This window comes from Metasolibacillus fluoroglycofenilyticus (genome assembly GCF_003049645.1).
In the GTDB taxonomy this organism is placed as follows: domain Bacteria; phylum Bacillota; class Bacilli; order Bacillales_A; family Planococcaceae; genus Metasolibacillus; species Metasolibacillus fluoroglycofenilyticus.
The window spans coordinates 117,024-137,291 of sequence record NZ_PYWK01000001.1 but is presented as its reverse complement, the minus strand read 5'-3'; the positions used below and the strand labels follow the sequence as shown (position 1 = coordinate 137,291).

Here is a 20,268-nt window from a genome sequence, read left to right as displayed (position 1 = left end):
TAATGTTTTTCCAAAAACATCCTCGCGGTGGAATTATTACTACGTCTCTAGACCGAGACGCTGAAGATTGTGCTTTGGCATTAGAATAGAGAGCTGTCTTTGAAAAGGTGATAAAGTGAAACTTCAATCAGTGGAGGTTTTTTCATCCTCCACTGATTATTAGTTGGACCAATCGGCTTTTACGGGCGGTCAATCTCTCACTTATCCTTAGCGTATCTTCACTTAAGTCTTGAAGTGGGCGTCCTACTAACACTGTATTTAGCAGTTCTTCCTTATATTAAAGTATATTGGTCTTTTGCTTTTTACTAGCTAGCACCCTCTTGCTATTTTGATGTAAAGGGCTTGCATACAGGATAAAAATAATTTGGCTTCTTTATCTCATTGGAAATAGGCTGATGATAAATATGTGTTGTTGCGGGCGAAAGCGGTGGAATTAACCACGTCCAATTGCCTGTTACTTCACGCGCCGCGTCCTTCTCTAGCTGCTGAAAAAGCTTAAATTGCTGTGCGGCAGTATGATGGTCAACAATGCTGACACCCGCCCTTTTAAAAGAGTGTAGTACCGCAATATTGAGCTCGACAAGTGCGCGGTCTTTCCATAAGGAGCTGTTTGATTCGCGTGTAATACCAATTGTATCTGCCACAGCAGGCAGCATATTATAACGCTCCACGTCAGCCAAATTACGCGCACCAATTTCAGTGCCCATATACCAGCCGTTGAATGGTGCAGCAGCAAATTCGAATCCACCACAACTAAAGCGCATACTCGAAATAATCGGCACGGCATACCATTTAAGCTGAAGCTGTGCAAAGCTATCATATTCCGGATGTGTCATATCAACTTCTAACACATACTTTCTCGGAATCTCAAACCATTTTGGCTTACGTTCATCCACTTGAATAACAAGTGGCAGTACGTCGAAATCCGTACCCTCCCCTTGCCACCCAAGCTCCATACATATTTTCGTAAAGTGCAATGAATCCGAATCCCCAACAATCCCATTATTCGTCTCGTATCCTGCATAACGAATCAACTGATGGTTCCAAATGCGCACACGATTAGGGGCAAAAACGGTTTGTGCAGGACGAATTTTCCCACCATTTGTCGCAAAACTAATATGGCGCAAAAGTGCCTCAAAGATTGCTTGCTCCTCTAGTAAATGACGCTCGTCAAAAACATGCAATGACTGCCAAAACAAACGCCCAATACATTTATTACTGTTGCGCCACGCAACACGCGCACCAAATGTTAATTCTTCTGTCGTTAAAGAGAATGGCTCCTGCTTCAAACGCTCTGCTAACCATTCATCTGTTTTATTACATTCTATTTTATATAAATTAAAAAAGTCATACATCTCTTGCTTATTCATCGTCGCATCCTCCACTCGCTTTAATTGTAGAAGAAGCTTTAGTAGAAACCAATGCTTAGTGCACTTTCAAAAACATGTATTTTTCATATATGACTAAAAATAGTCAAAATAAGATGCATCTCTGGAAGTAGAAAATAACATATTTATCAATTATTATAAAGGAAGGGGGGAATAATTATGGCAGTAGTATTGATTATTTTAAGTATAATAGTATTTTCAGTTGGATTTTTAACCCCCATTAGCGGACTATTCACTCTTGCTATTAGTATAGCCTTACTAATTCGGGGAATTTTCTTATTAATTAAAAAGCGAGAGATTAAACGCTGATATGAATTTTAGAAGATTAATAGGAATACTAATCCCAGCTTTTTTCATGATTTACTTCATACGTGAAATATTCGTGAAGGAGCACTGGTCGTTCAAAGTACCTGCCATTTTAATTGCCTTAGTTACTGCCGCAGCGCTAGTGCAAAATATAGCGGCTATAAAATACGGTGACGAAAAAAAGAATGACGAGCAAATATCTTTTAGCAAAACAATTGGATTGCTAGTTTTCGCTTTTCTTGCGCTGCTTTTCCCAAAATTACTATTTGTGGAAAGTCATTGGCTTTTTAAAATACCCGTATTTCTAATAATCATTTATGTGGCTTCAAGTCTTTTACTTTATATGAAGAATAATCTTAACTAAAAAACCGTCTAAAAAGTGTGCAAACTATGCTACTTTCCAGACGGTTTTATTTTTATTTATCGCTTAAACTTATATAACGAGAGCTCATTGCTGTTAAAAACGCATAGGTCACAGCTTTTATAGTTTGTAGCTCCTTCGAATCACGATGTGGGTCAATGCAAACAAAGTCCATTGCGCGCACCGCCTCATATTTGCCTACCTCAAACAATAAATCGAAGAGCTCGTCTGTACGCATGCCGCCCGGTGTGGAGGCTGGTACGCCTGGAGCATAGGCGATATCTAGTACATCTATATCGACGGTTACGTAAACAAAGTCAACCTTGTCCTGTAGCGCTGTCATGACCTCAGCAATTTGCTGCTGTGCCCCTTTGCGACGCATGTGCTTCAATGTAATCATATTGACACCGTAATGCCTTGCCGCCTCAATTAAGGACGGAGCATTATAAAAGCCGTGTAAGCCAATATTATATACATCCTCACCGCGCACGACACCCGCCTCCAGTAGCTGGCGAATCGGTGTACCGTTTGATGGTCCATCCGATAAATCACGCAAATCTAAATGGGTGTCAAATTGCAAAATGCCAACACGCTTTCCCTCACGCAATGCACGTATGAGCGGTGCTGTAATTGAATGGTCACCACCAATTGACACGTAAAAGCTTTGTGGATAGCGCTGCATCACTTCATTCATTGCCTGTTCAATATTGCGATGACATTGCAAAATATCGGTCGTATGCATTTTGACATCGCCAATATCGGCTACGCGCAAGCCACGAATATCGACTTGCTCATCAATATAATAGGTCGCGAATAGCTCCCAGCTTTTGCGGAAGGCATTTGGAAATTCCGATGCGGCAGATGCACTAATTGACGAGCGCGATAAAGGCACACCTAGTACAACGACTTGAGGCTCCTCTGTCATTTCCGCTACAGGACAAATCCAATCCTTCACTTTTATATCCTGCCCATCTTGACGCTGCCATTTAAAGCTTGGCTGTACAATGACTTCACTCATACGAGAACGCCATCCTTCACAACAACTTGCCCGCCTTTAATAACTGTATGTGTATGGTTCATGCCATAGAAATATTGCATTTGCTTGTAGTTTGGTACGTTTAGAATGACGATGTCTGCTTTTTTACCAGCCTCTAATGAGCCGACTTCATCGCCGCGATTAATCGCATATGCCGCATTAATCGTTGTCGCTGTAATAACCTCTTCCATCGTCATGCCCATATTTAAGCAAGCTAAATTTTGAATAAATGGCAAGCTAATTGTAGGGGATGAGCCCGGGTTGAAGTCCGTTGAAATTGCAACAGGAACTCCTGAATCAACCATTAGGCGGCCTCGTGCAAATGGCGCACGTAGGAAAAAAGCTGTTCCGGGTAAAAGCACAGCAATTGTTCCAGCCTCTGCCATTTGGCGAATCCCTTCATCTGAAGCGACGAGTAAATGCTCCGCTGAAATTGCCCCGACTTCCGCTGCTAGCTCTGCCCCCTCATACGGCTCAATTTCATCCGCATGAATTTTCGGTGTTAAGCCTAAAGCTTTGCCTGCTAATAAAATGCGGCGCGATTGCTCCGGCGTAAAAACACCATGCTCGCAAAAGACATCATTAAATTCAGCTAGGCCTTGCTCCGCTACTTTTGGTAGCATTTCTTCAATGACGATATCGACGAATTTATCGCTGTTTTCCTTGTATTCCTTCGGTACAGCATGTGCGCCCATAAATGTTGAAACAACATCTACCGCATGCGTTTCTTGTAATTTTTTCGCAACCGTTAATTGCTTATACTCTGTTTCCCAATCAAGGCCGTAGCCAGATTTCGCCTCAACCGTTGTAATACCGTGCTTTAAAAATGTGTTTAAATGGGCATATGTTTTATCATACAGCTCATCAAAGCTCGCCTCACGCGTTTTTGTCGTCGTATAGTGAATGCCACCACCAGCATTCATAATTTCCATATATGTCGAACCGTTTAAGCGCATATTAAACTCATTTTCACGTGTGCCACCGTGCACTAAATGGGTATGTGCATCAACGAAACCTGGTAAGACGATTTGACCTTTTGCGTCGATGATTTCTGCGCTTTCTACTAACTCCGTATGATTGTGCTTTAATTGCTCAAGGGGAGCAATCTCGACGATTTCCCCCTCAGCAACCAATACCGCTACATCTTGCAGTACATTGATTTCTGTCATTGCCTCTTTTATACGAGGCCCTTTTTTCTCACTCGCTAATGTTACAACTTCATTTGCATTAATAATTAATAACGCCATTTCCTCAGTCCTTTAACATCGGCATTTGTACGCCTTTTTCTTTTGCTGTGCGAATTGCAATATCGTATCCTGCATCGGCATGGCGCACAACGCCCATACCTGGGTCTGCCACTAATACGCGCTGAATTTTTTCCGCTGCTAGCTCACTGCCATCCGCTACAAGCACCTGACCTGCGTGCTGTGAGAAGCCCATTCCTACACCACCACCGTGATGTAAGCTCACCCAGCTTGCACCGCTCGCCGTATTGACAAGCGCATTTAATAATGGCCAGTCTGACACTGCATCCGTACCGTCGCGCATTCCCTCTGTTTCACGGTTTGGTGAAGCAACAGAGCCCGAGTCTAAGTGGTCTCGGCCAAAGACAATTGGCGCTTTTAACTCGCCACTCGCTACCATCTCATTGACACGTAATGCGAAGCGATGACGGTCACCATAGCCTAACCAACAAATACGTGCAGGTAGCCCTTGCCATTTCACCATTTTTTGTGCCATATCAATCCAGTTTACTAAGCCTTCATCATCCGCGAACATTTCCTTCGCTAATGCATCAGTTTTGTAAATATCTTCTGGGTCTCCAGATAACGCAGCCCAACGGAACGGACCTTTACCCTCACAAAATAATGGACGAATATACGCTGGTACGAAACCTGGGAAATCGAAGGCATTTTCTACACCCATTTCCTGTGCATATGCGCGAATATTATTACCGTAGTCGAACACTTCTGCACCCGCTTGTTGGAATTCTAACATTGTACGTACATGCTCCGCCATTGTTTCCTTCGCTTTTTGCTCATAGGCTTTCGGGTCAGCTTTGCGTAGCGCAAACGCTTCCTCTAATGTCATGCCATTTGGTACATAGCCGTTAATTGGGTCATGTGCCGACGTTTGGTCTGTCACGAAATCCGGGATAATCCCACGATTTAATAGCTCGCGATTAACATCCGCGCAATTCCCTACAAGCCCGATTGATGCAGGCTCCTTTTTCTCGCGTAGCTCATTCACTAACGCAATCGCCTCGTCCACTGTTTCCACTAAATAATCACAGTATGCTTCTTTCATTTTACGCTCTATTTTTGCGCGGTCTACTTCCACAACTAAAATAACTGCCCCCGCCATTTTACCAGCAAGTGGCTGCGCACCGCTCATACCGCCCATGCCACCAGTTAAAATGAATTTCCCACGCAAATCTGCTGAGCCAAACACTTTTTTACCTGCCTCTACAAAGCTTAAATATGTTCCTTGTAAAATTCCTTGCGCACCGATATAAATCCAGCTACCTGCTGTCATTTGTCCATACATCATTAAATCGCGCTCTTCTAACTCATAAAACTTATCCCAATTCGCCCAACCAGGCACTAGGTTAGAGTTTGCAATTAATACACGCGGCGCATTTTCATGTGTGCGGAATACCGCAACAGGTTTCCCTGACTGCACAATTAATGTCTCATCATTTTCAAGCTTCTTTAATGATTCGATAATCTGCTCATAGCTTTCCCAGTTGCGCGCCGCTTTACCAATACCACCATAAACAACCAACTCATCTGGATTTTCGGCTACTTCCGGATCAAGATTGTTCATTAGCATGCGCATTGCCGCTTCTTGCGTCCATCCTTTGCATGTTAATTCACTGCCTCTTGGTGCTTTAATGTTTGTTTTAAAAGCCATTTTCAATCTCTCCCTTTAAAATAATAAAAATGCAATTGGTGTTACTAAAATTAATGTTAAGACAACCCGCTCAAACCATATAATAATCATTTGGCGAATGGATAACGGAATATCTGTTGATAAAATAACTGGAATAACGGCCGAGAAAAATAGGATTGCCAAGATAGATACAACTGCCACGATAAACTTAGTAACCATCGCAGCCTGTGTTACTAGCAGTGCTGGTAAAAGCATTTCTGCAATCGATAGCGATAAAGCTTTTGCAGTTAACATCGGATCTGGTATTTGTAATAAACACGTGAAAGGTACAAACAATCATTTTAATTGCCTGCTTTGGTCGAAACCCTATCAATGATTGTTGACTATCAGTTTGTTGGTTGCTTACCATTCCATCCCCTTCCCTATCCTCACTTTAAATTTCTTTCAATTCTGAATAAATGGATTTACATTGCACAATATAGTAAAATTTAAAGAAATTAATTCATATTTACGATTAGAAATAGAAATAATATTGAAAAGAGTGATTTTAAGGGGTGATGATATGCGTATTTTATTGATTGATCGGGATATTGAGGAGGCACGAGGCATTAGTTGGTATATAAAAAACTATTTCCCTAGCCATGTGGAAGTAGAGCATGTGCAGGATACGGCACAATTGCAAAATTCTATTGAACGATTGCAACCAAATGTGGTGGTCATTGAAATTGAAATGCTAACACCCTCTATCGAAAAGCTATTGCTGCGCCACCAACCACATATCATCGCGTTAACCGCACAGCCCATTTTCCAGCATGCGGCAAAGGCTATTCAATTACAGGCAGCGCAACTGTTTGTCAAACCAATTCCGCTAGAGCAATTGAAGTCGACTTTACTCGCTTTAAATATTGACCGTGCCGCTCCTTTAGCTACCACACAGGCTTCAGATGTGCAACTCTATGTTGATTTATATTTGAAAAAACCGACGCTTGTTGATGTTAGCCAAAAGCAATTTTTCATTATCGAGCCGTCTCATTTCGAATCGAATTTACGCCTTTATGAATGGTTTATCGAGCTGCATTTATTCCAAGAAATGACCGCATTACCGCTACAAAATCGCATTATTTGCGTTGTGGAAAATACCTTACGTACTGAATTATTAAAGCAGCTTCGTTTACTTATACAGGAGTGGCATGTGGTTAGCGGCGAATATATGAATATTGCATTATACGATGGAGAGAATGCAACAATACGTGAAATGTATGATGAAGTGAAAAAGGTGCTTATTCAGCGCTTTTACAAAGGCTATGAACATATTTTCCTTAGCTCAGAGCAATTTTCAATCGTACGACTTGACCCACTACTAACGCCAGAGGAGCAACAGCTATGGATTCATAGCTTAGAGGAAAAAAATACGACAGCCATTAAAGCTTTCCTTTATCAATTAGCAAAGGCGAATACGTTTTACCATCATGATGATGTGCGCATTCATTTAACTAGTGTACTCGCTCAACTGCGTCGCTATATGATGAAATACCATTTGCAGCAGCAGGCAAGCATCGAGGCAGATTATCGTCAGCTTTTTCACCTTATATTAGAGGGGCCTATTTTATATTCAATTTTGCAAGAAATGATGCTGTTTACCCAAACATTAATGGATGCTGTTGAAAAATCGCGGGAGCAGCTAAAGGTGGATTATAGTGAGCTAGCGGTTGAGCTGATTCAACGTGAATTTAGCGATAGCACTTTGAACTTGCACTCTGTTGCTAGTAAACTCGGCATTAGCGCTAATTATTTAAGCACCCTATTTTCAAAAAAGCAGGGCATTCCTTTTAAGCGCTATGTTCAGAATGTGCGTATTCAAGCAGCCTGCAACACTTTGCTTGAAACTGATTTAGCCATTACAGAAATCGCAAATTTAAACGGCTTTGAGGACGTTAACTATTTTATTAAAGTATTCAAGCAGCACCAAAACACAACACCATATCGTTACCGAGCAAATATTAAAGAACTAATGGAAAATGAAAGAAAGTGAAACTTCAATCAGTGGAAGTTTCACTCATCCCCCACTAATTGTTAGTTGAACCAATCGGGCATTTACGGGATAGAAAAATAGATTCACGTCCTTTCCTTTTTACCTAAAAGAAATATTGCTAAAGTCAGTGTTTCTAACATTTTCAAAGAAAGCTCTCGCTACTTTACTAAGCAAACCTTCTACCAAAACACACCCGCTAGCGCCCAAAATGCCGGCTACTGCACGGCACTTTGGGCGCCCATTTTTCATTCACTCACTATCCATCTACCTGTATCTGGCTGTTGCACCATATAAAACACATGCTCGTTAACGCCAGCTCTCCCGTATTGGTAGCGTATCTCCACCCGATTATTAGAAACAGAGGAAACATTGCGATAAGCTGATTCTAAAAATAGCTCACCTAAACGATTCATCTGTGTAAATACTGTTGAAGGGTCGATAAGTGACTGAGCTAAATTCCCTTCATCAAAAAGGCTATCATATAAAAATAAATCAAAGTATTGCTCAGCCGTATATATGCCTGATTGTCCACCTTCCAAATAAATTGACTCCGTATTTTCCTCTGTTGCTAGCCCTACAACCTCGCCATAAATTTTATGAACAGGTGTGATAGTCCCAGCTTGTAGCGTTTCACTAGCTGGAAAATGATTTAATAAAAAATATTCTCTTGCATTTAATAGTTGGTCATAGCCCCCTGCTATCTCAACCCCATTCTCCTTGTAGATATCTAATAACTCGGACTGTAGAGGCTTTCCATTTACTTTCAACTCCCCATTTTTCAGCACGATTCGATCACCAGGAACAGCAACGACCTCATAGTATGCATCTGCATATGTCGGCAAATGGCTCGTCGTATTTGTCATTGTACGTACAATATCTCCTACCTCATAAACAACACCATCATATAAATTAGATTTGCGCTCAATAACCGTATGAAAAGTATCCGAACTGTTTGCTAATGAAAATGCCTCACTATCTACATAATGCAGTCCATCGACCTGCTCAAAATGTGAAAGCTTTCCAAATTGCTCATAATCAATTGCTGATAGCTGCTTCTTTTTTTGTAGCGCCGAAATTTGCGCTAAATCATCTAGTGGGTCATACGGTGTTCCCGGTCCTTCATTTGATGAAAGCTGCTCTATCGGATTAAATGTGATAAAAAGGAATAGCGCTATTACAGCGATTCCCGCTGTTACAAAGGGTACTTGCCATGAAGGTTTTTTAACTGGCGCTCGTAAATTTTCGTGCACACGTTGCTTGATTCGTCTTTCCTGTGTTGATGTGTCGCCCATCATTTGATCAAGCTTGCGTTTAAAATCGCTCAATTGCTTTCGACCTCCTCTTCCTCAAAAAACTCCTTTAATTGCTGCTTTGCTCGCCTCAGCCTTGTTTTCACTGTATTTTCATTAAGTTGCAAATAGGCTGCAATTTCCGCAATAGACTGCTCATCATAATAAAATAATATTAAAGGCTCGCGGTATTTTAATGGTAGCTGGAACAGATTTTTTTCTAGTGAGGCTAATTGCTCCTGCTCTAGCAATACTTCCTCTGTGCCTTTTGTAGAAGTAAAAATTGTATCAAATAACACATCTTTTTTATACTTCCATGAACGTAAATAATCTTTTGCACGATTGGCCGTCATTTTAGTTAAATAAGTCTTTAATGATGCCTCATTGCGAAATTGATCGCTTTTTTGAAAATATGTCACGAAAACCTCTTGGACAATATCCTCAGCTGTTGACCAATTTTTCACGTATAAATACGCAATGCGTACTAAATAACGTGAGTGCTCATCAATAATCTGATCAATTTGATTCATTTACGAAATTTCACCCTTTTCTATGGCCACATCATCTCACCATTGACATAAGTAGTAAAGTGCTCAAATGACCTCTTTTCTGTCATTCCAAAACGATTGACCTCATAATTGGAGCTACTCATATTGGCATAGCCCTCCTTTGTTGTAAAGCCTATTAACAGCCCTACCTCCTTAGCAGCCGCTATAAATTGTTCATTATAATGCCCATATGGATAGGCTAGTGAAATGGCATTTGGTACTTGCTCTATATTGCGTTGTAAGTCCATTATAATCACTTCCTTTGAATTTTCTAAAGCAATGCCCTGCCCATTATGAAGTGAATGCAAATCATACGTATGTGCCTCAAATTGAAAAACATCTGCCAGCTCGGCCAAATCTGTAGCTGTAAAAAACTGTAGTGGTCCTGTAGCATCAAAGTTTTGTAGTCCCTGCGCTTTATTTGTGCGCGAGGAAATAATATGCTGAAGCGCGGTAAACCCATATTGCTTTAAAATGGGATAGGCGTACTCTCGTGTAGACAATAGACCATCATCAAATGTAATTAACACCGCATGTATCGGTACAATAAGGCGTCCCTCTAAATAATCATAAAGCTGCTGCGTCGTTAATGTCTTAAATTGATTATCTGCTAAATAATTCATCTGCTGTTCAAAAGCCTCTAATGATATTGTACTATTTGTTGTTTCCATCAAGCTTTTCGGCAATATATGATGATATACAAGTACTGGTAACCCCTCATCTAAGGTAACTGACTGTTTATATATATATCCCGGTCGCTCTCCTATTTTTACAATATACCAATCTTTTTCTTCATGTACGATTGGATAGCGATAGTCTGCCTCCAAATGCATTAATGCGGCACTTTGCAAATCAGCCTCAGTATAAACGACTGTTTTTTGTAAAGTTTTAATTGCTGCCAATCGTTCCGTATGTACAAATGCCGTCAGCTTCTTCCTGTCAACAATTGCTTGCTCCTTTCGAACAAAGGCTGTTATTTTACCCAATCGCAATTCATAATAAGCTTCATCCTGACCAATAATGACAACAGGCTGGTTTGCCTCTAACTCGCCAATTTTAATAAAGGAGTCACCCTTCATATAAATCGGCTGTCGCTGTTGTAGTGTTAGCACTTGCTCAAATTCTCTTTCCGTGACAAGTAACCCCTTTTGAACAGTTTGTGCAAATGCCTTGCTACTATCTCCCACAGACGAATTCCATTTCGCATTTATACCTATTATCAATATTATGAGGCCGACCAGTAGTAGCCCATTCATATAAATTTTCTTCATCACTTTACCTCCATCTATCATTTAAGCAACGTACAGACGGAGAATTCCTGAAATAGTTTCAAAAATTTTTAAGTTTATTTATGAAAATTATTTAATGGAGCTATTTCAGCTTACATAGCCGTCTCGCATCAACAAATCAGAGGAAAAATCAACTATTAGCTAGTCAAGTATCTTATCATTGATTTTTAATAGCTGGGGCTGCCCAAAAAGCCGTGCATAGCCGGCATTTTGGACAGTAGCGATGTTGCTTCATATAAACAGAGAACACCTCTTTTAAAAATGGGATAAACATTGGCTTTAGCAGCGTTATCCTTCAGTAAAAGGGAAGCGATGAAAATATTGATTTCAATGCGGTGTCAAAACAAAGTGGACTTTTCGGATAACTCCCTCTTTATGAACAAATTTCGAACTTTCCGTATAATGTACTTTTTTTGGGTTATCATAACCTTGACAGAGCAGTCGGTTTTCTACCATAATTTTAGTTGTAAGCAATAATTATTATAAAAAAGCAATAACTATTATTAATATGAATTGACTAGCACAGATAACTTAGTATTCCTTGGCATTATTAGGCTTCTCATATCTTGCCTTATTTATTATCTAAAATTTATAATGCCTTTCATTTCTCAATTGCTGTCTATTCGTGTAGAATAATTATTGCAGTCTTTTAAATTCAAGGAGGAAATTTATTATGTCATTAATCGGTAAAAAAGTAGAACCATTTACAGCACAGGCCTTCCAACAAGGTGAATTCATCGATGTATCATCAGAAAACTTCCAAGGTAAATGGAGTATTGTATGCTTCTACCCAGCGGACTTCACATTCGTATGTCCAACTGAATTAGAAGACTTACAAAATCAATATGCAACATTAAAAGAGCTAGGTGTTGAAGTATACTCTGTATCAACTGACACGCATTTTACACATAAAGCATGGCACGATTCTTCAGAAGCAATTGGGAAAATCGAGTACATCATGATTGGTGACCCATCTCATCAAATTTCTACAATCTTTGACGTTTTAGATGAAGAATCAGGTCTTGCAAATCGTGGTACATTTATTATTGACCCAGACGGCGTTGTACAAGCTGTAGAAATTAATGCTGACGGTATCGGTCGCGATGCAAGCACATTAGTAAACAAAATTAAAGCCGCTCAATACGTACGTAACAATCCAGGCGAAGTATGCCCAGCTAAATGGCAAGAGGGTTCTGCTACATTAAAACCAAGCCTTGAATTAGTAGGTAAAATCTAAGAAAAAGAAGGCTGTCTGAAAAGCATGCTTACGCAATAGCTTCTCAGACAGCTACTTGTTTTTTATTAAGGTATTGTTCATGCTAAAAACTTATTTGCTTGTAAAAACCCGTTATTATTAAAACTTATCAAAATAAGGAGTCGTTTTCCCTCATGTTATTAGATGCAGATATTAAAGCACAATTAGCCCAATATTTAGAGTTACTAGAAGGCGATATTGTTCTAAAAGTTAGTGCTGGCTCAGATGACGTTTCACGCGATATGCTCGCATTAGTAGATGAACTAAAATCAATGTCATCACATATTACTGTAGAGCAAGCTACACTCCCACGCACGCCAAGCTTTAGCGTGAATCGCGCAAATGAAGATACAGGTATTGTTTTCGCAGGTGTACCACTTGGTCATGAATTCACGTCACTTGTTTTAGCTTTATTACAAGTAAGTGGACGTGCGCCAAAGGTAGAGCAAGCTGTCATTGAGCAAGTAAAAGCCATTCAGGGCGAGTACCGCTTTGAATCATATATTAGCTTAAGCTGTCATAATTGCCCTGATGTTGTACAGGCGCTAAATATTATGAGTGTATTAAATCCAAATATTTCACATACAATGGTTGACGGTGCAGCTTTCAAGGAAGAAGTTGAAAGCAAAGATATTATGGCTGTACCGACTGTATACTTAAATGGTGAGCCTTTCGGTAGCGGACGTATGACGCTTGAAGAAATTTTAGGTAAGCTAGGTAGTGGCCCAGATGCTGCTGAATTCGACAATAAAGAGCCATTCGATGTGCTTGTTGTCGGTGGTGGACCTGCTGGCGCAAGCGCCGCAGTTTATGCAGCGCGCAAAGGAATCCGTACAGGTCTTGTTGCAGAGCGCTTTGGTGGTCAAGTAAATGATACGTTATCGATTGAAAATCTTATCGGAACGAAGCATACTGAAGGTCCACGAGTAGTAGCAAGCCTTGAGGAGCATGTAAAGGATTATCCGGTCGATATTATGAATTTACAGCGTGCAACACGTTTAGAAAAGAAAGATTTAATCGAAGTTGAGCTTGAAAACGGTGCAGTTTTAAAAAGTAAAACGGTTATTTTATCAACAGGTGCTCGTTGGCGCAATGTAGGTGTACCAGGTGAAGCAGAATTCAAAAATAAAGGTGTTGCCTATTGCCCACACTGTGATGGTCCATTATTCGCTGGTAAAGATGTGGCCGTAATCGGTGGTGGTAACTCAGGTATTGAGGCTGCCATTGATTTAGCGGGTATCGTAAAGCATGTTACGGTAATTGAGTATAACGCAGAATTAAAGGCAGACGAGGTACTCCAAAAACGTCTATATAGCTTACCGAACGTTACAGTTGTGACGCAAGCGCAAACGAAAGAAATTACAGGTACAGATAAAGTGAACGGTCTTACTTACATAGACCTTAAATCTGGCGAAGAGCGCCATATCGATTTACAAGGTGTCTTTATTTTAATCGGTCTTGTACCAAATACAGAGTGGTTAGGCGAAGAACTAGAGCGTACGCGCTTCGGCGAGCTTATTGTAGATAAGCATGGGTCGACTAGCGTGCCTGGCGTATTTGCAGCGGGTGATTGTACTGACAGTGCCTACAAGCAAATCATTATTTCAATGGGCTCAGGCGCAACAGCAGCTCTTGGCGCATTCGATTATTTAATTCGTAACTAATAAAAAACAGCGTCCCGAAAGTAGTGCATTCGGAACGCTGTTTTGATTTATCAGCGACTTGCCACGTTCTATTGGCGGTTTCCTTAATTCTATTGGCAGTTCTTCTTGTTCTATTGGCGATTCGCCATCCTACATGGGCGATTTGTTATGATTCCTCCCCATAATACATCGCATATAAATCATTCAAGGTTATTTTGCCAAATGTAAAATCATTTACCTGTAGCTCAGCCAAATAGGCAGTCATGCTTCCCAATGTTTCGGCATCTTTTTTATCCAATGTTAGTAAGGTCGTATCATTAACTAATGTTTGCAGGGCAATCGTTGGATAACGTGTTTGAAATGCCACCTTCACATCACTAGACATATTTTTCACGCGCACTGTTGTCATTGTTGGCTCACTAAAACCTTCAACAATATCATCAACATCCATTAGTTTCCCATCTTTGAATAAAAATAGACGATCCGCGTATTTCTCTAAATTATCGAGTAAATGTGAGGCAATAATAATCATTTTACCCTCCGCCTTTTTTTCCATAAGAACGTTTGAAATAATTTCTACATTAATAGGGTCAAGTCCGTTCATTACTTCGTCCATCAGCATAATTTCCGTATTAGCAACAATTTGCATTGCAAAACATAGGCGCTGACGCATCCCTAATGAATAAGTGCCTGCTTTTTTATTGACATAATGACCCATGTTTAATGCTGCAATCGTTGTGTCGATAAGCTTCGAGTCAGATTTCCACATCGTACAATAGATTTTTAAATGGTCACGACCGCTCAAATGGTTATATAAATCGCTTTGGTCAGGCATCATTGAAATTAGCTGATGAATTTTCACCTCATTTGCTTTACTTGAATAGGTTAAACCATTTTCAAATATCACTTTTCCACTATTAGGTGCAACATAATTCATCATGACATTCATTAAAGTAGATTTTCCCGTTCCATTCGGTGCAACAAGCCCAATGACCTCACCTTGATGAAAGGTTTCGCTAATATCATTTAACACTGTCTTGCTACTAAAGCTAAGCTTTATATTTTGCAGTTCAATCAATTCAATTCCCCTCCTACTTCACCAATTTAAAGCGTTTATTTAATGAGATACATAATGTAATAGCTAGCATCACAATGATAGAAACCGTCAGTAGCTTCGTCCCTAATAATACCGACATATTGTCATCGTTATAATAGAAATTGCGTATTTTTGAGGCAATTTGTCCAACTTGAATATAAGATGTCGGATAATTTTCGATATCCCACAAAAATCCAATACCGCGACTAAAGTAAAAATACTCTGCAAAAATAATAACGAAGCCAATGCCTAAATTAATCACTTCATTACGCAACACCACACTGCACAGCAATACAACTGTAATAATTGCGATAAACCATAGCAATAATAGCTGTAAGCATTGTACTAAAAACATGCCGAGAGACATCATTTTAAACAAGCCCTCCTGCTGCTCCTTATAATCTGGGATATATTGTGGCACTGGGATATCAAAATGCCCTAAGCCAAATTGTAGCCCAATCACGAGGAAGCCAGCTATTAACGGCACAAATAAAGCGAGGCTACCAATAAACGTAACAAAGCCTTTTACCAACAGCTTTTTCCAATCAGCAATTGGAAAACCTTTCAGTATAGATGGATGCAGACGGTCCTTTGTCACAATATCTACTGCCAATAACAAGACGCAAACAATAAGCACAATTGGTAAAGCACCTTTCATTAAACGCTCCACTGTTTGCCATGCTGTCCGTTGCTCAAATAATGGAATTGATAAAGCATAATCTGCTTTCGCAAACTCCTCAAAGCGTTTGCCGGTTTCTAAATAGGCATAAAATGCGTCCTCATGCGCATATTGATTGCCATATGTATAATAGCGAGGGTTGTAGAAAAAAGAATCGCTACGATACGTAAAACTGTTCGTAATATAGTACCATTGACTAGTTGCCGCTGCATATTTTTGCAAATCGCCACTTTCTAGCGCTTCAAGTCTTTCTTGATCATATGGATTTACCATATGAAAGACGTCTAGCGCAAAGCGCACAGCGGGATGTACAAAGCGTAAATTTCTATCTGCCATCTCCTGAATAAATGTTTCTCTCGTTAAATAACGGGCCTCAATTTCATCTACATCCACCTTTTCAATCGGGTCATAGGCAGGTGCAATTTTAATTGCATAGAACAGTGCAGCGAATAGCAGCAGCACATAAATCGCAATATTTTTCTTATTCTTAAAAAATTGTACAAGCTCAAATTTAAAGTATGCCCACATTGTAGTCCCCTCCTATGCTCTCGCTATTTTCCCTGTAGAAAAGAATGTTTTAATAATTAGCATCATAAGTGTGATGCTAATCAGTAGGACAAGTAGCCCAACATTCATCGTTAAACTTACAGGCTGAGCAAGTTCCAAAGGATAACCACTCAAAATTTTATTAAAATTCAAAAAATTGAATGGATTATACGGTAAGAAGCTAATCATCGACGGAAACACCTCTGGCAAGAAGAACAATATACTTTGCACAAACAGTGTCAAATACATATTTTTCAATACTACATTCAAAATAATAGACAACAACATTGCGAAAATCGACCCGACAATCATATAGCCAATGCTTAGAGCGATATAATGAAGTGTCGAATAAATTGCTGGCTCCCCAACATAAACAGCAATCGGATAGCTCGCGTCACCCAGCCCATTCATAAATATTAAAGGCAATGTGCAGACAAAGACGACCGCAATAAAGGCCAATATGTATAGAAAATGCGTTACACATTTCGTAAATATGTATTGGTCAAAACGTATCGGATAACCTTTAATTAAGCTTGAATGCTCGAAATCCTCTAGCAAAATAGAGCTCGTATAAAAACTAATAAAAATATACCAACCTGCCCCAACAATACTAAAGAACAGTAATAAAAACGGAAAATATTGTAGCGGATTTTGTGCTACCGGCTTGTCTGTTTTTAACAAATAGGAAAAATACATATGGTTCAATGTATTTTTTATACGCGATGGCATTAAGGAGGCTACCTTTTCATATCCCTCTAACTCAAAAGCCTCCGCGCGTAGCTCAGCAATTTCAATAGAAGTTTCGTAATAAACTCTATCATTTTTCATCTTTAATACAGCAATTTGTAGAGCAACAGCAATTTTTTGCTTATTCAAATTTTTATATAAATCACTGCCATCTCCATCATCTGAGGCATCAACTACTTGGAACTTCGTTAGCGCCGCCTGCGAAGAGTAATAATCCCCCGTCTTTTCAATAATTTGATTACCCGTAGATTGCGATTCGATATAAAACATCATTCCTATCGTAATAAGCGCAACAATGAACAACAAAAACAAGTTTTTTCGATTCGTTAACTCAATCTTGAGTCCCACTTTTAATGCACGTATCATTTTATCCCTCCCGCAAGCTATTATACAGTAAAATTGGATGCAATTGGTACGGATTTTTACAATACCTCGCATATATTAAATGACCATTATTTTAATGAAGCATAAATGAAGCGTCCGAAAAGCAGTGCTTTAGCACGCTTTTCGGACGCCCCTTTAAAACGGAAACAATAATGGGATAGCAATCATCATGACGATAAACATAATAATTTGTAACGGCACACCTACTCTAACGAAATCCATAAATTTGTAGCCACCAGCTGTTAATACTAACGAGTTCGTTGGTGAGGCGATTGGTGTCGCAAAAGCCATACCAGCTGCTGCTGCAACTGCAATCATAAATGTGTATGGATTGGCATCCATCGAGATGGCTGCCGTCATTGCAATTGGTGCAAATAATACGGCTGTTGCTGTATTGCTGACAAATTGACCAAAAACAACTGTCACTATATAAATACCGAGCAATACGCCATACGGTCCGTAGTCCCCAAGCACTCGAATGATGGCATCAGAAATAATCACCATTCCCCCTGTTTTTTGCAGTGCTGTTGCCATTGGAAGCATTGCCGCCACGAGCACAATACTCTCAAAATTCATTTTATTGTAGGCATCGTCCATATTGCGTAAGCAGCCTGTGACAATCATTAAAATAGCGCCGATTAAAACTGAAATAACAGCATCGAACACTTCAAACACCATCAAACCAACCATTAATGCCATAATAGCCCCAGCAATTGGCGCTTTCCCTGTTGCTGCAGCCACACCCGCGTGCTCACGCGGCTGCCCTACAACGACAACATCCTGTGTTTCACGTGACAGCAAATCAATTTCATCCCATGTTCCTTGCACTAATATAGCATCCCCAAAACGCAGCCTTTGCTCCGCCATATTTTGCAGTATATAGTCACCTTTGCGGTTAATGCCTATAATGTTTAAATTGTATTTTTTACGGAAGCCCATTTTGCTTACCGTTTCACCAATTAAGCTTGATTGCGGTGTTAGTAATACCTCTGCCACACCGATTTTTTTCGAAATCAACTCCTCAACATGTTCATCTGTCATATAATCAATCGCTAAGTGGTAGTCTGTGGCAAAACGTTCAACATCCTCCTGTGTTCCTTGAATATAAAGAGCGTCATTTGGTCGAATTACACTCGTTGGGCCCGCCATCTCCTGATATGTCATTGGCAGCAAATTAATTCCCTCTGTAGCACGACGCTGAATTTTCATAATAAAAATATGATAATTTGCTGGTAGCTTTAGCTCAGCTAGCCCTTGCCCCACGATGCTTGAGCCCTCCGACACATTGACGCAAAAAAGCTTATCATGCAAATCATATTCTTGCACAATTTTTTTAGGCGATAACTTATAGCCTGCATTCGTTTGCAGACGCTCTTTATCATTCGGCAGCAGCTTGTTACGAATTATAACTAAATAAATAATCGCTGTAATTGTCGCAATAATACCAATTGGTGTAATCGTAAAGAAGCCTAGCTTGTCAAAACCATTATCAACTAAAGTCTGCGAAACAATTAAATTTGGAGGCGAGGCGATTAATGTCATCAAGCCTGACATGCTTGCAATATAAGACAGTGGCATTAAAAACTTGGACGGACTAGCTTGTATGCTCATCGCAACACTTACAACGATTGGTAGCATTAGTGCAACGGTTCCCGTATTACTCATAAATGCCCCAACTGTTGCAACGATTACGAGCAGTAAAATAAATAGTTTGAGCTCACTATCCCCAGACCATTTCAAAAGCAGATTTCCTGCCATGCCCGCTAGCCCTGTGCGTAAAATACCCGCACCAACTACAAATAATCCAGCAATCATAATCACAACTGAATTCGAAAAACCTACAAGTGCCTCGGCAGGCGTCAAAATACCGCACACGACAAAGGCTATTAGCGCAAGCAGCGCTACTAAATCCGCACGAAAACGATTCGTTACAAATAAAGTAATTGTCGCGATTAAAATAATAAATGTTAATGTTAATTGCATAAATTGCGACTCCTTCTCGCTATAGTCACCCTCTATTGTATAAGAAACAAATGAAAAGGTCGCCTATAGTCTTAAAATTCCTATAAAACGTCATATATAGAGACTGTTGTATCTGTCACCTTGCTATATGTATAAAAGAATTTGCTCCTGCGGTTACTCGTCGCAAAAATATGTGCTCCTGCGGTTACTCGTCACAAAAATATTGCTAAAAGAAGTTAAGCTGTGCTATCTAGCTTAGTACATTATCATCTATTACTACAAAATATCCCCTTCTTTTTTCAATTAGTATAGCTCATTTTCAATAACCATATAATCATAAAAGCATTATAAGCAATTACTGATAATTTATTTTCAGTTCACTACACATAGGCTAACTTTTTTACACAATCTGCTGCTTCAATATTTATCATATTATATATACATGATGTTTTTAAGCTGAACCGAGCTACAATACTTTTACTTTTGATACCTATTTTCAAACAAAAAATGCATATATCAACGTCACATTTTTGCAACATAAAATGCGTGCTTTCTAAATTAAAATGGTGATTTGACTTCTTTCAGTAAAGGCTCCCCACCTCTATAAATGGCGAAATAAATGCATTTCATAGACTCCTTTCAGCAGATGTCCAAATCACTCGCAAAAAAGAAGAGCTCAGTCTAAAAACATTGCAGCATGGGCGTAACGACTAAGTGACTAACAGCATGTTGGTGTCAGCCTTAGCCGATGTCATAGATTTTCCATGCACGCTCGAGAAAATCTGGACAAGTGTCAAGGAAGGCGTAATTAATTA

General features: G+C 39.8%; 15 protein-coding genes and 1 pseudogene. 4 read left to right on the top strand and 12 right to left on the bottom strand.

Annotation, left to right across the window (positions count from 1 at the left end; genetic code table 11):
- Positions 1 to 323: 323 nt before the first annotated feature.
- Positions 324 to 1,370, bottom strand: coding sequence for a nitric oxide synthase oxygenase (locus C9J36_RS00610; RefSeq protein WP_107941880.1), 1,047 nt, complete (start codon positions 1,368 to 1,370; stop codon positions 324 to 326).
- Between the two features lie 177 nt (positions 1,371 to 1,547).
- Between C9J36_RS00610 and C9J36_RS17230 the strand changes: the two genes are divergently transcribed.
- Positions 1,548 to 1,697: a hypothetical protein gene (locus C9J36_RS17230; RefSeq protein WP_161956356.1), complete on the top strand. Its 150-nt coding sequence runs from the start codon at positions 1,548 to 1,550 to the stop codon at positions 1,695 to 1,697.
- A 413-nt stretch (positions 1,698 to 2,110) separates the two neighbouring features.
- On the opposite strand, the gene C9J36_RS00600 is transcribed toward C9J36_RS17230, so the two are convergent.
- The 4 genes and pseudogenes from C9J36_RS00600 to C9J36_RS00585 form a co-directional block, all read right to left on the bottom strand.
- Entirely contained in the window at positions 2,111 to 3,073 is a 963-nt protein-coding gene (locus tag C9J36_RS00600; protein WP_107941876.1) for an agmatinase family protein, read from the bottom strand.
- Positions 3,070 to 4,338, bottom strand: a complete 1,269-nt coding sequence (gene hutI, locus C9J36_RS00595; RefSeq protein ID WP_107941874.1) for an imidazolonepropionase — start codon at positions 4,336 to 4,338, stop codon at positions 3,070 to 3,072. Before hutI ends, C9J36_RS00600 begins: the two co-directional genes overlap by 4 nt.
- Before the next feature lie 4 nt (positions 4,339 to 4,342).
- Positions 4,343 to 6,004 (bottom strand): urocanate hydratase, encoded by a 1,662-nt coding sequence (gene hutU / locus C9J36_RS00590; RefSeq protein WP_107941872.1) that lies wholly within the window; start codon positions 6,002 to 6,004, stop codon positions 4,343 to 4,345.
- A gap of 15 nt (positions 6,005 to 6,019) precedes the next feature.
- Positions 6,020 to 6,319, bottom strand: a pseudogene (locus tag C9J36_RS00585) (YjiH family protein); the annotation flags it as partial.
- Between the two features lie 226 nt (positions 6,320 to 6,545).
- Here C9J36_RS00585 and C9J36_RS00580 point away from each other — a divergent pair.
- Complete coding sequence (locus C9J36_RS00580) at positions 6,546 to 8,015, top strand: response regulator transcription factor (RefSeq protein ID WP_107941870.1); 1,470 nt, start codon at positions 6,546 to 6,548, stop codon at positions 8,013 to 8,015.
- Positions 8,016 to 8,260: 245 nt separating this feature from the next.
- Here C9J36_RS00580 and C9J36_RS00575 read toward each other — a convergent pair whose 3' ends face one another.
- The 3 genes from C9J36_RS00575 to C9J36_RS00565 are packed head-to-tail and all read right to left on the bottom strand — an operon-like array spanning position 8,261 to position 11,123.
- Positions 8,261 to 9,340: a S26 family signal peptidase gene (locus tag C9J36_RS00575; protein WP_107941868.1), complete on the bottom strand. Its 1,080-nt coding sequence runs from the start codon at positions 9,338 to 9,340 to the stop codon at positions 8,261 to 8,263.
- Positions 9,337 to 9,834 (bottom strand): sigma-70 family RNA polymerase sigma factor, encoded by a 498-nt coding sequence (locus C9J36_RS00570; protein WP_107941866.1) that lies wholly within the window; start codon positions 9,832 to 9,834, stop codon positions 9,337 to 9,339. Before C9J36_RS00570 ends, C9J36_RS00575 begins: the two co-directional genes overlap by 4 nt.
- Positions 9,835 to 9,854: 20 nt before the next feature.
- Positions 9,855 to 11,123, bottom strand: coding sequence for a polysaccharide deacetylase family protein (locus tag C9J36_RS00565; protein WP_107941864.1), 1,269 nt, complete (start codon positions 11,121 to 11,123; stop codon positions 9,855 to 9,857).
- Positions 11,124 to 11,814: 691 nt separating this feature from the next.
- Between C9J36_RS00565 and ahpC the strand changes: the two genes are divergently transcribed.
- Positions 11,815 to 12,378, top strand: coding sequence for an alkyl hydroperoxide reductase subunit C (gene ahpC / locus C9J36_RS00560; protein WP_107941862.1), 564 nt, complete (start codon positions 11,815 to 11,817; stop codon positions 12,376 to 12,378).
- 152 nt (positions 12,379 to 12,530) lie between these two features.
- Positions 12,531 to 14,060 carry an alkyl hydroperoxide reductase subunit F gene (gene ahpF, locus C9J36_RS00555; protein WP_107941860.1) on the top strand — a complete coding sequence of 510 codons (1,530 nt, stop codon included), beginning with the start codon at positions 12,531 to 12,533 and terminating at the stop codon, positions 14,058 to 14,060.
- 145 nt (positions 14,061 to 14,205) lie between these two features.
- Here ahpF and C9J36_RS00550 read toward each other — a convergent pair whose 3' ends face one another.
- The 4 genes from C9J36_RS00550 to C9J36_RS00535 form a co-directional block, all read right to left on the bottom strand.
- Positions 14,206 to 15,117 carry an ABC transporter ATP-binding protein gene (locus C9J36_RS00550; RefSeq protein ID WP_107941858.1) on the bottom strand — a complete coding sequence of 304 codons (912 nt, stop codon included), beginning with the start codon at positions 15,115 to 15,117 and terminating at the stop codon, positions 14,206 to 14,208.
- Positions 15,118 to 15,130: 13 nt separating this feature from the next.
- The gene (locus C9J36_RS00545; protein WP_107941856.1) at positions 15,131 to 16,342 is read right to left on the bottom strand and encodes an ABC transporter permease; all 1,212 of its coding nucleotides are present in this window, start codon (positions 16,340 to 16,342) and stop codon (positions 15,131 to 15,133) included.
- Between the two features lie 12 nt (positions 16,343 to 16,354).
- On the bottom strand, positions 16,355 to 17,473 hold the full coding sequence (locus C9J36_RS00540; protein WP_066170471.1) for an ABC transporter: 1,119 nt from the start codon (positions 17,471 to 17,473) through the stop codon (positions 16,355 to 16,357).
- Positions 17,474 to 17,626: 153 nt separating this feature from the next.
- Positions 17,627 to 19,474: an SLC13 family permease gene (locus C9J36_RS00535; RefSeq protein WP_066170475.1), complete on the bottom strand. Its 1,848-nt coding sequence runs from the start codon at positions 19,472 to 19,474 to the stop codon at positions 17,627 to 17,629.
- Positions 19,475 to 20,268: the final 794 nt, after the last annotated feature.

Bases quoted from the DNA above. Each gene is read 5' to 3' on its own strand.
- C9J36_RS00610 (WP_107941880.1), bottom strand. From the start codon at position 1,370: ATGAATAAGCAAGAGATGTATGACTTTTTTAATTTATATAAAATAGAA.
- C9J36_RS17230 (WP_161956356.1), top strand. From the start codon at position 1,548: ATGGCAGTAGTATTGATTATTTTAAGTATAATAGTATTTTCAGTTGGA.
- C9J36_RS00600 (WP_107941876.1), bottom strand. From the start codon at position 3,073: ATGAGTGAAGTCATTGTACAGCCAAGCTTTAAATGGCAGCGTCAAGAT.
- hutI (WP_107941874.1), bottom strand. From the start codon at position 4,338: ATGGCGTTATTAATTATTAATGCAAATGAAGTTGTAACATTAGCGAGT.
- hutU (WP_107941872.1), bottom strand. From the start codon at position 6,004: ATGGCTTTTAAAACAAACATTAAAGCACCAAGAGGCAGTGAATTAACA.
- C9J36_RS00580 (WP_107941870.1), top strand. From the start codon at position 6,546: ATGCGTATTTTATTGATTGATCGGGATATTGAGGAGGCACGAGGCATT.
- C9J36_RS00570 (WP_107941866.1), bottom strand. From the start codon at position 9,834: ATGAATCAAATTGATCAGATTATTGATGAGCACTCACGTTATTTAGTA.
- C9J36_RS00565 (WP_107941864.1), bottom strand. From the start codon at position 11,123: ATGAAGAAAATTTATATGAATGGGCTACTACTGGTCGGCCTCATAATA.
- ahpC (WP_107941862.1), top strand. From the start codon at position 11,815: ATGTCATTAATCGGTAAAAAAGTAGAACCATTTACAGCACAGGCCTTC.
- ahpF (WP_107941860.1), top strand. From the start codon at position 12,531: ATGTTATTAGATGCAGATATTAAAGCACAATTAGCCCAATATTTAGAG.
- C9J36_RS00545 (WP_107941856.1), bottom strand. From the start codon at position 16,342: ATGTGGGCATACTTTAAATTTGAGCTTGTACAATTTTTTAAGAATAAG.
- C9J36_RS00540 (WP_066170471.1), bottom strand. From the start codon at position 17,473: ATGATACGTGCATTAAAAGTGGGACTCAAGATTGAGTTAACGAATCGA.
- C9J36_RS00535 (WP_066170475.1), bottom strand. From the start codon at position 19,474: ATGCAATTAACATTAACATTTATTATTTTAATCGCGACAATTACTTTA.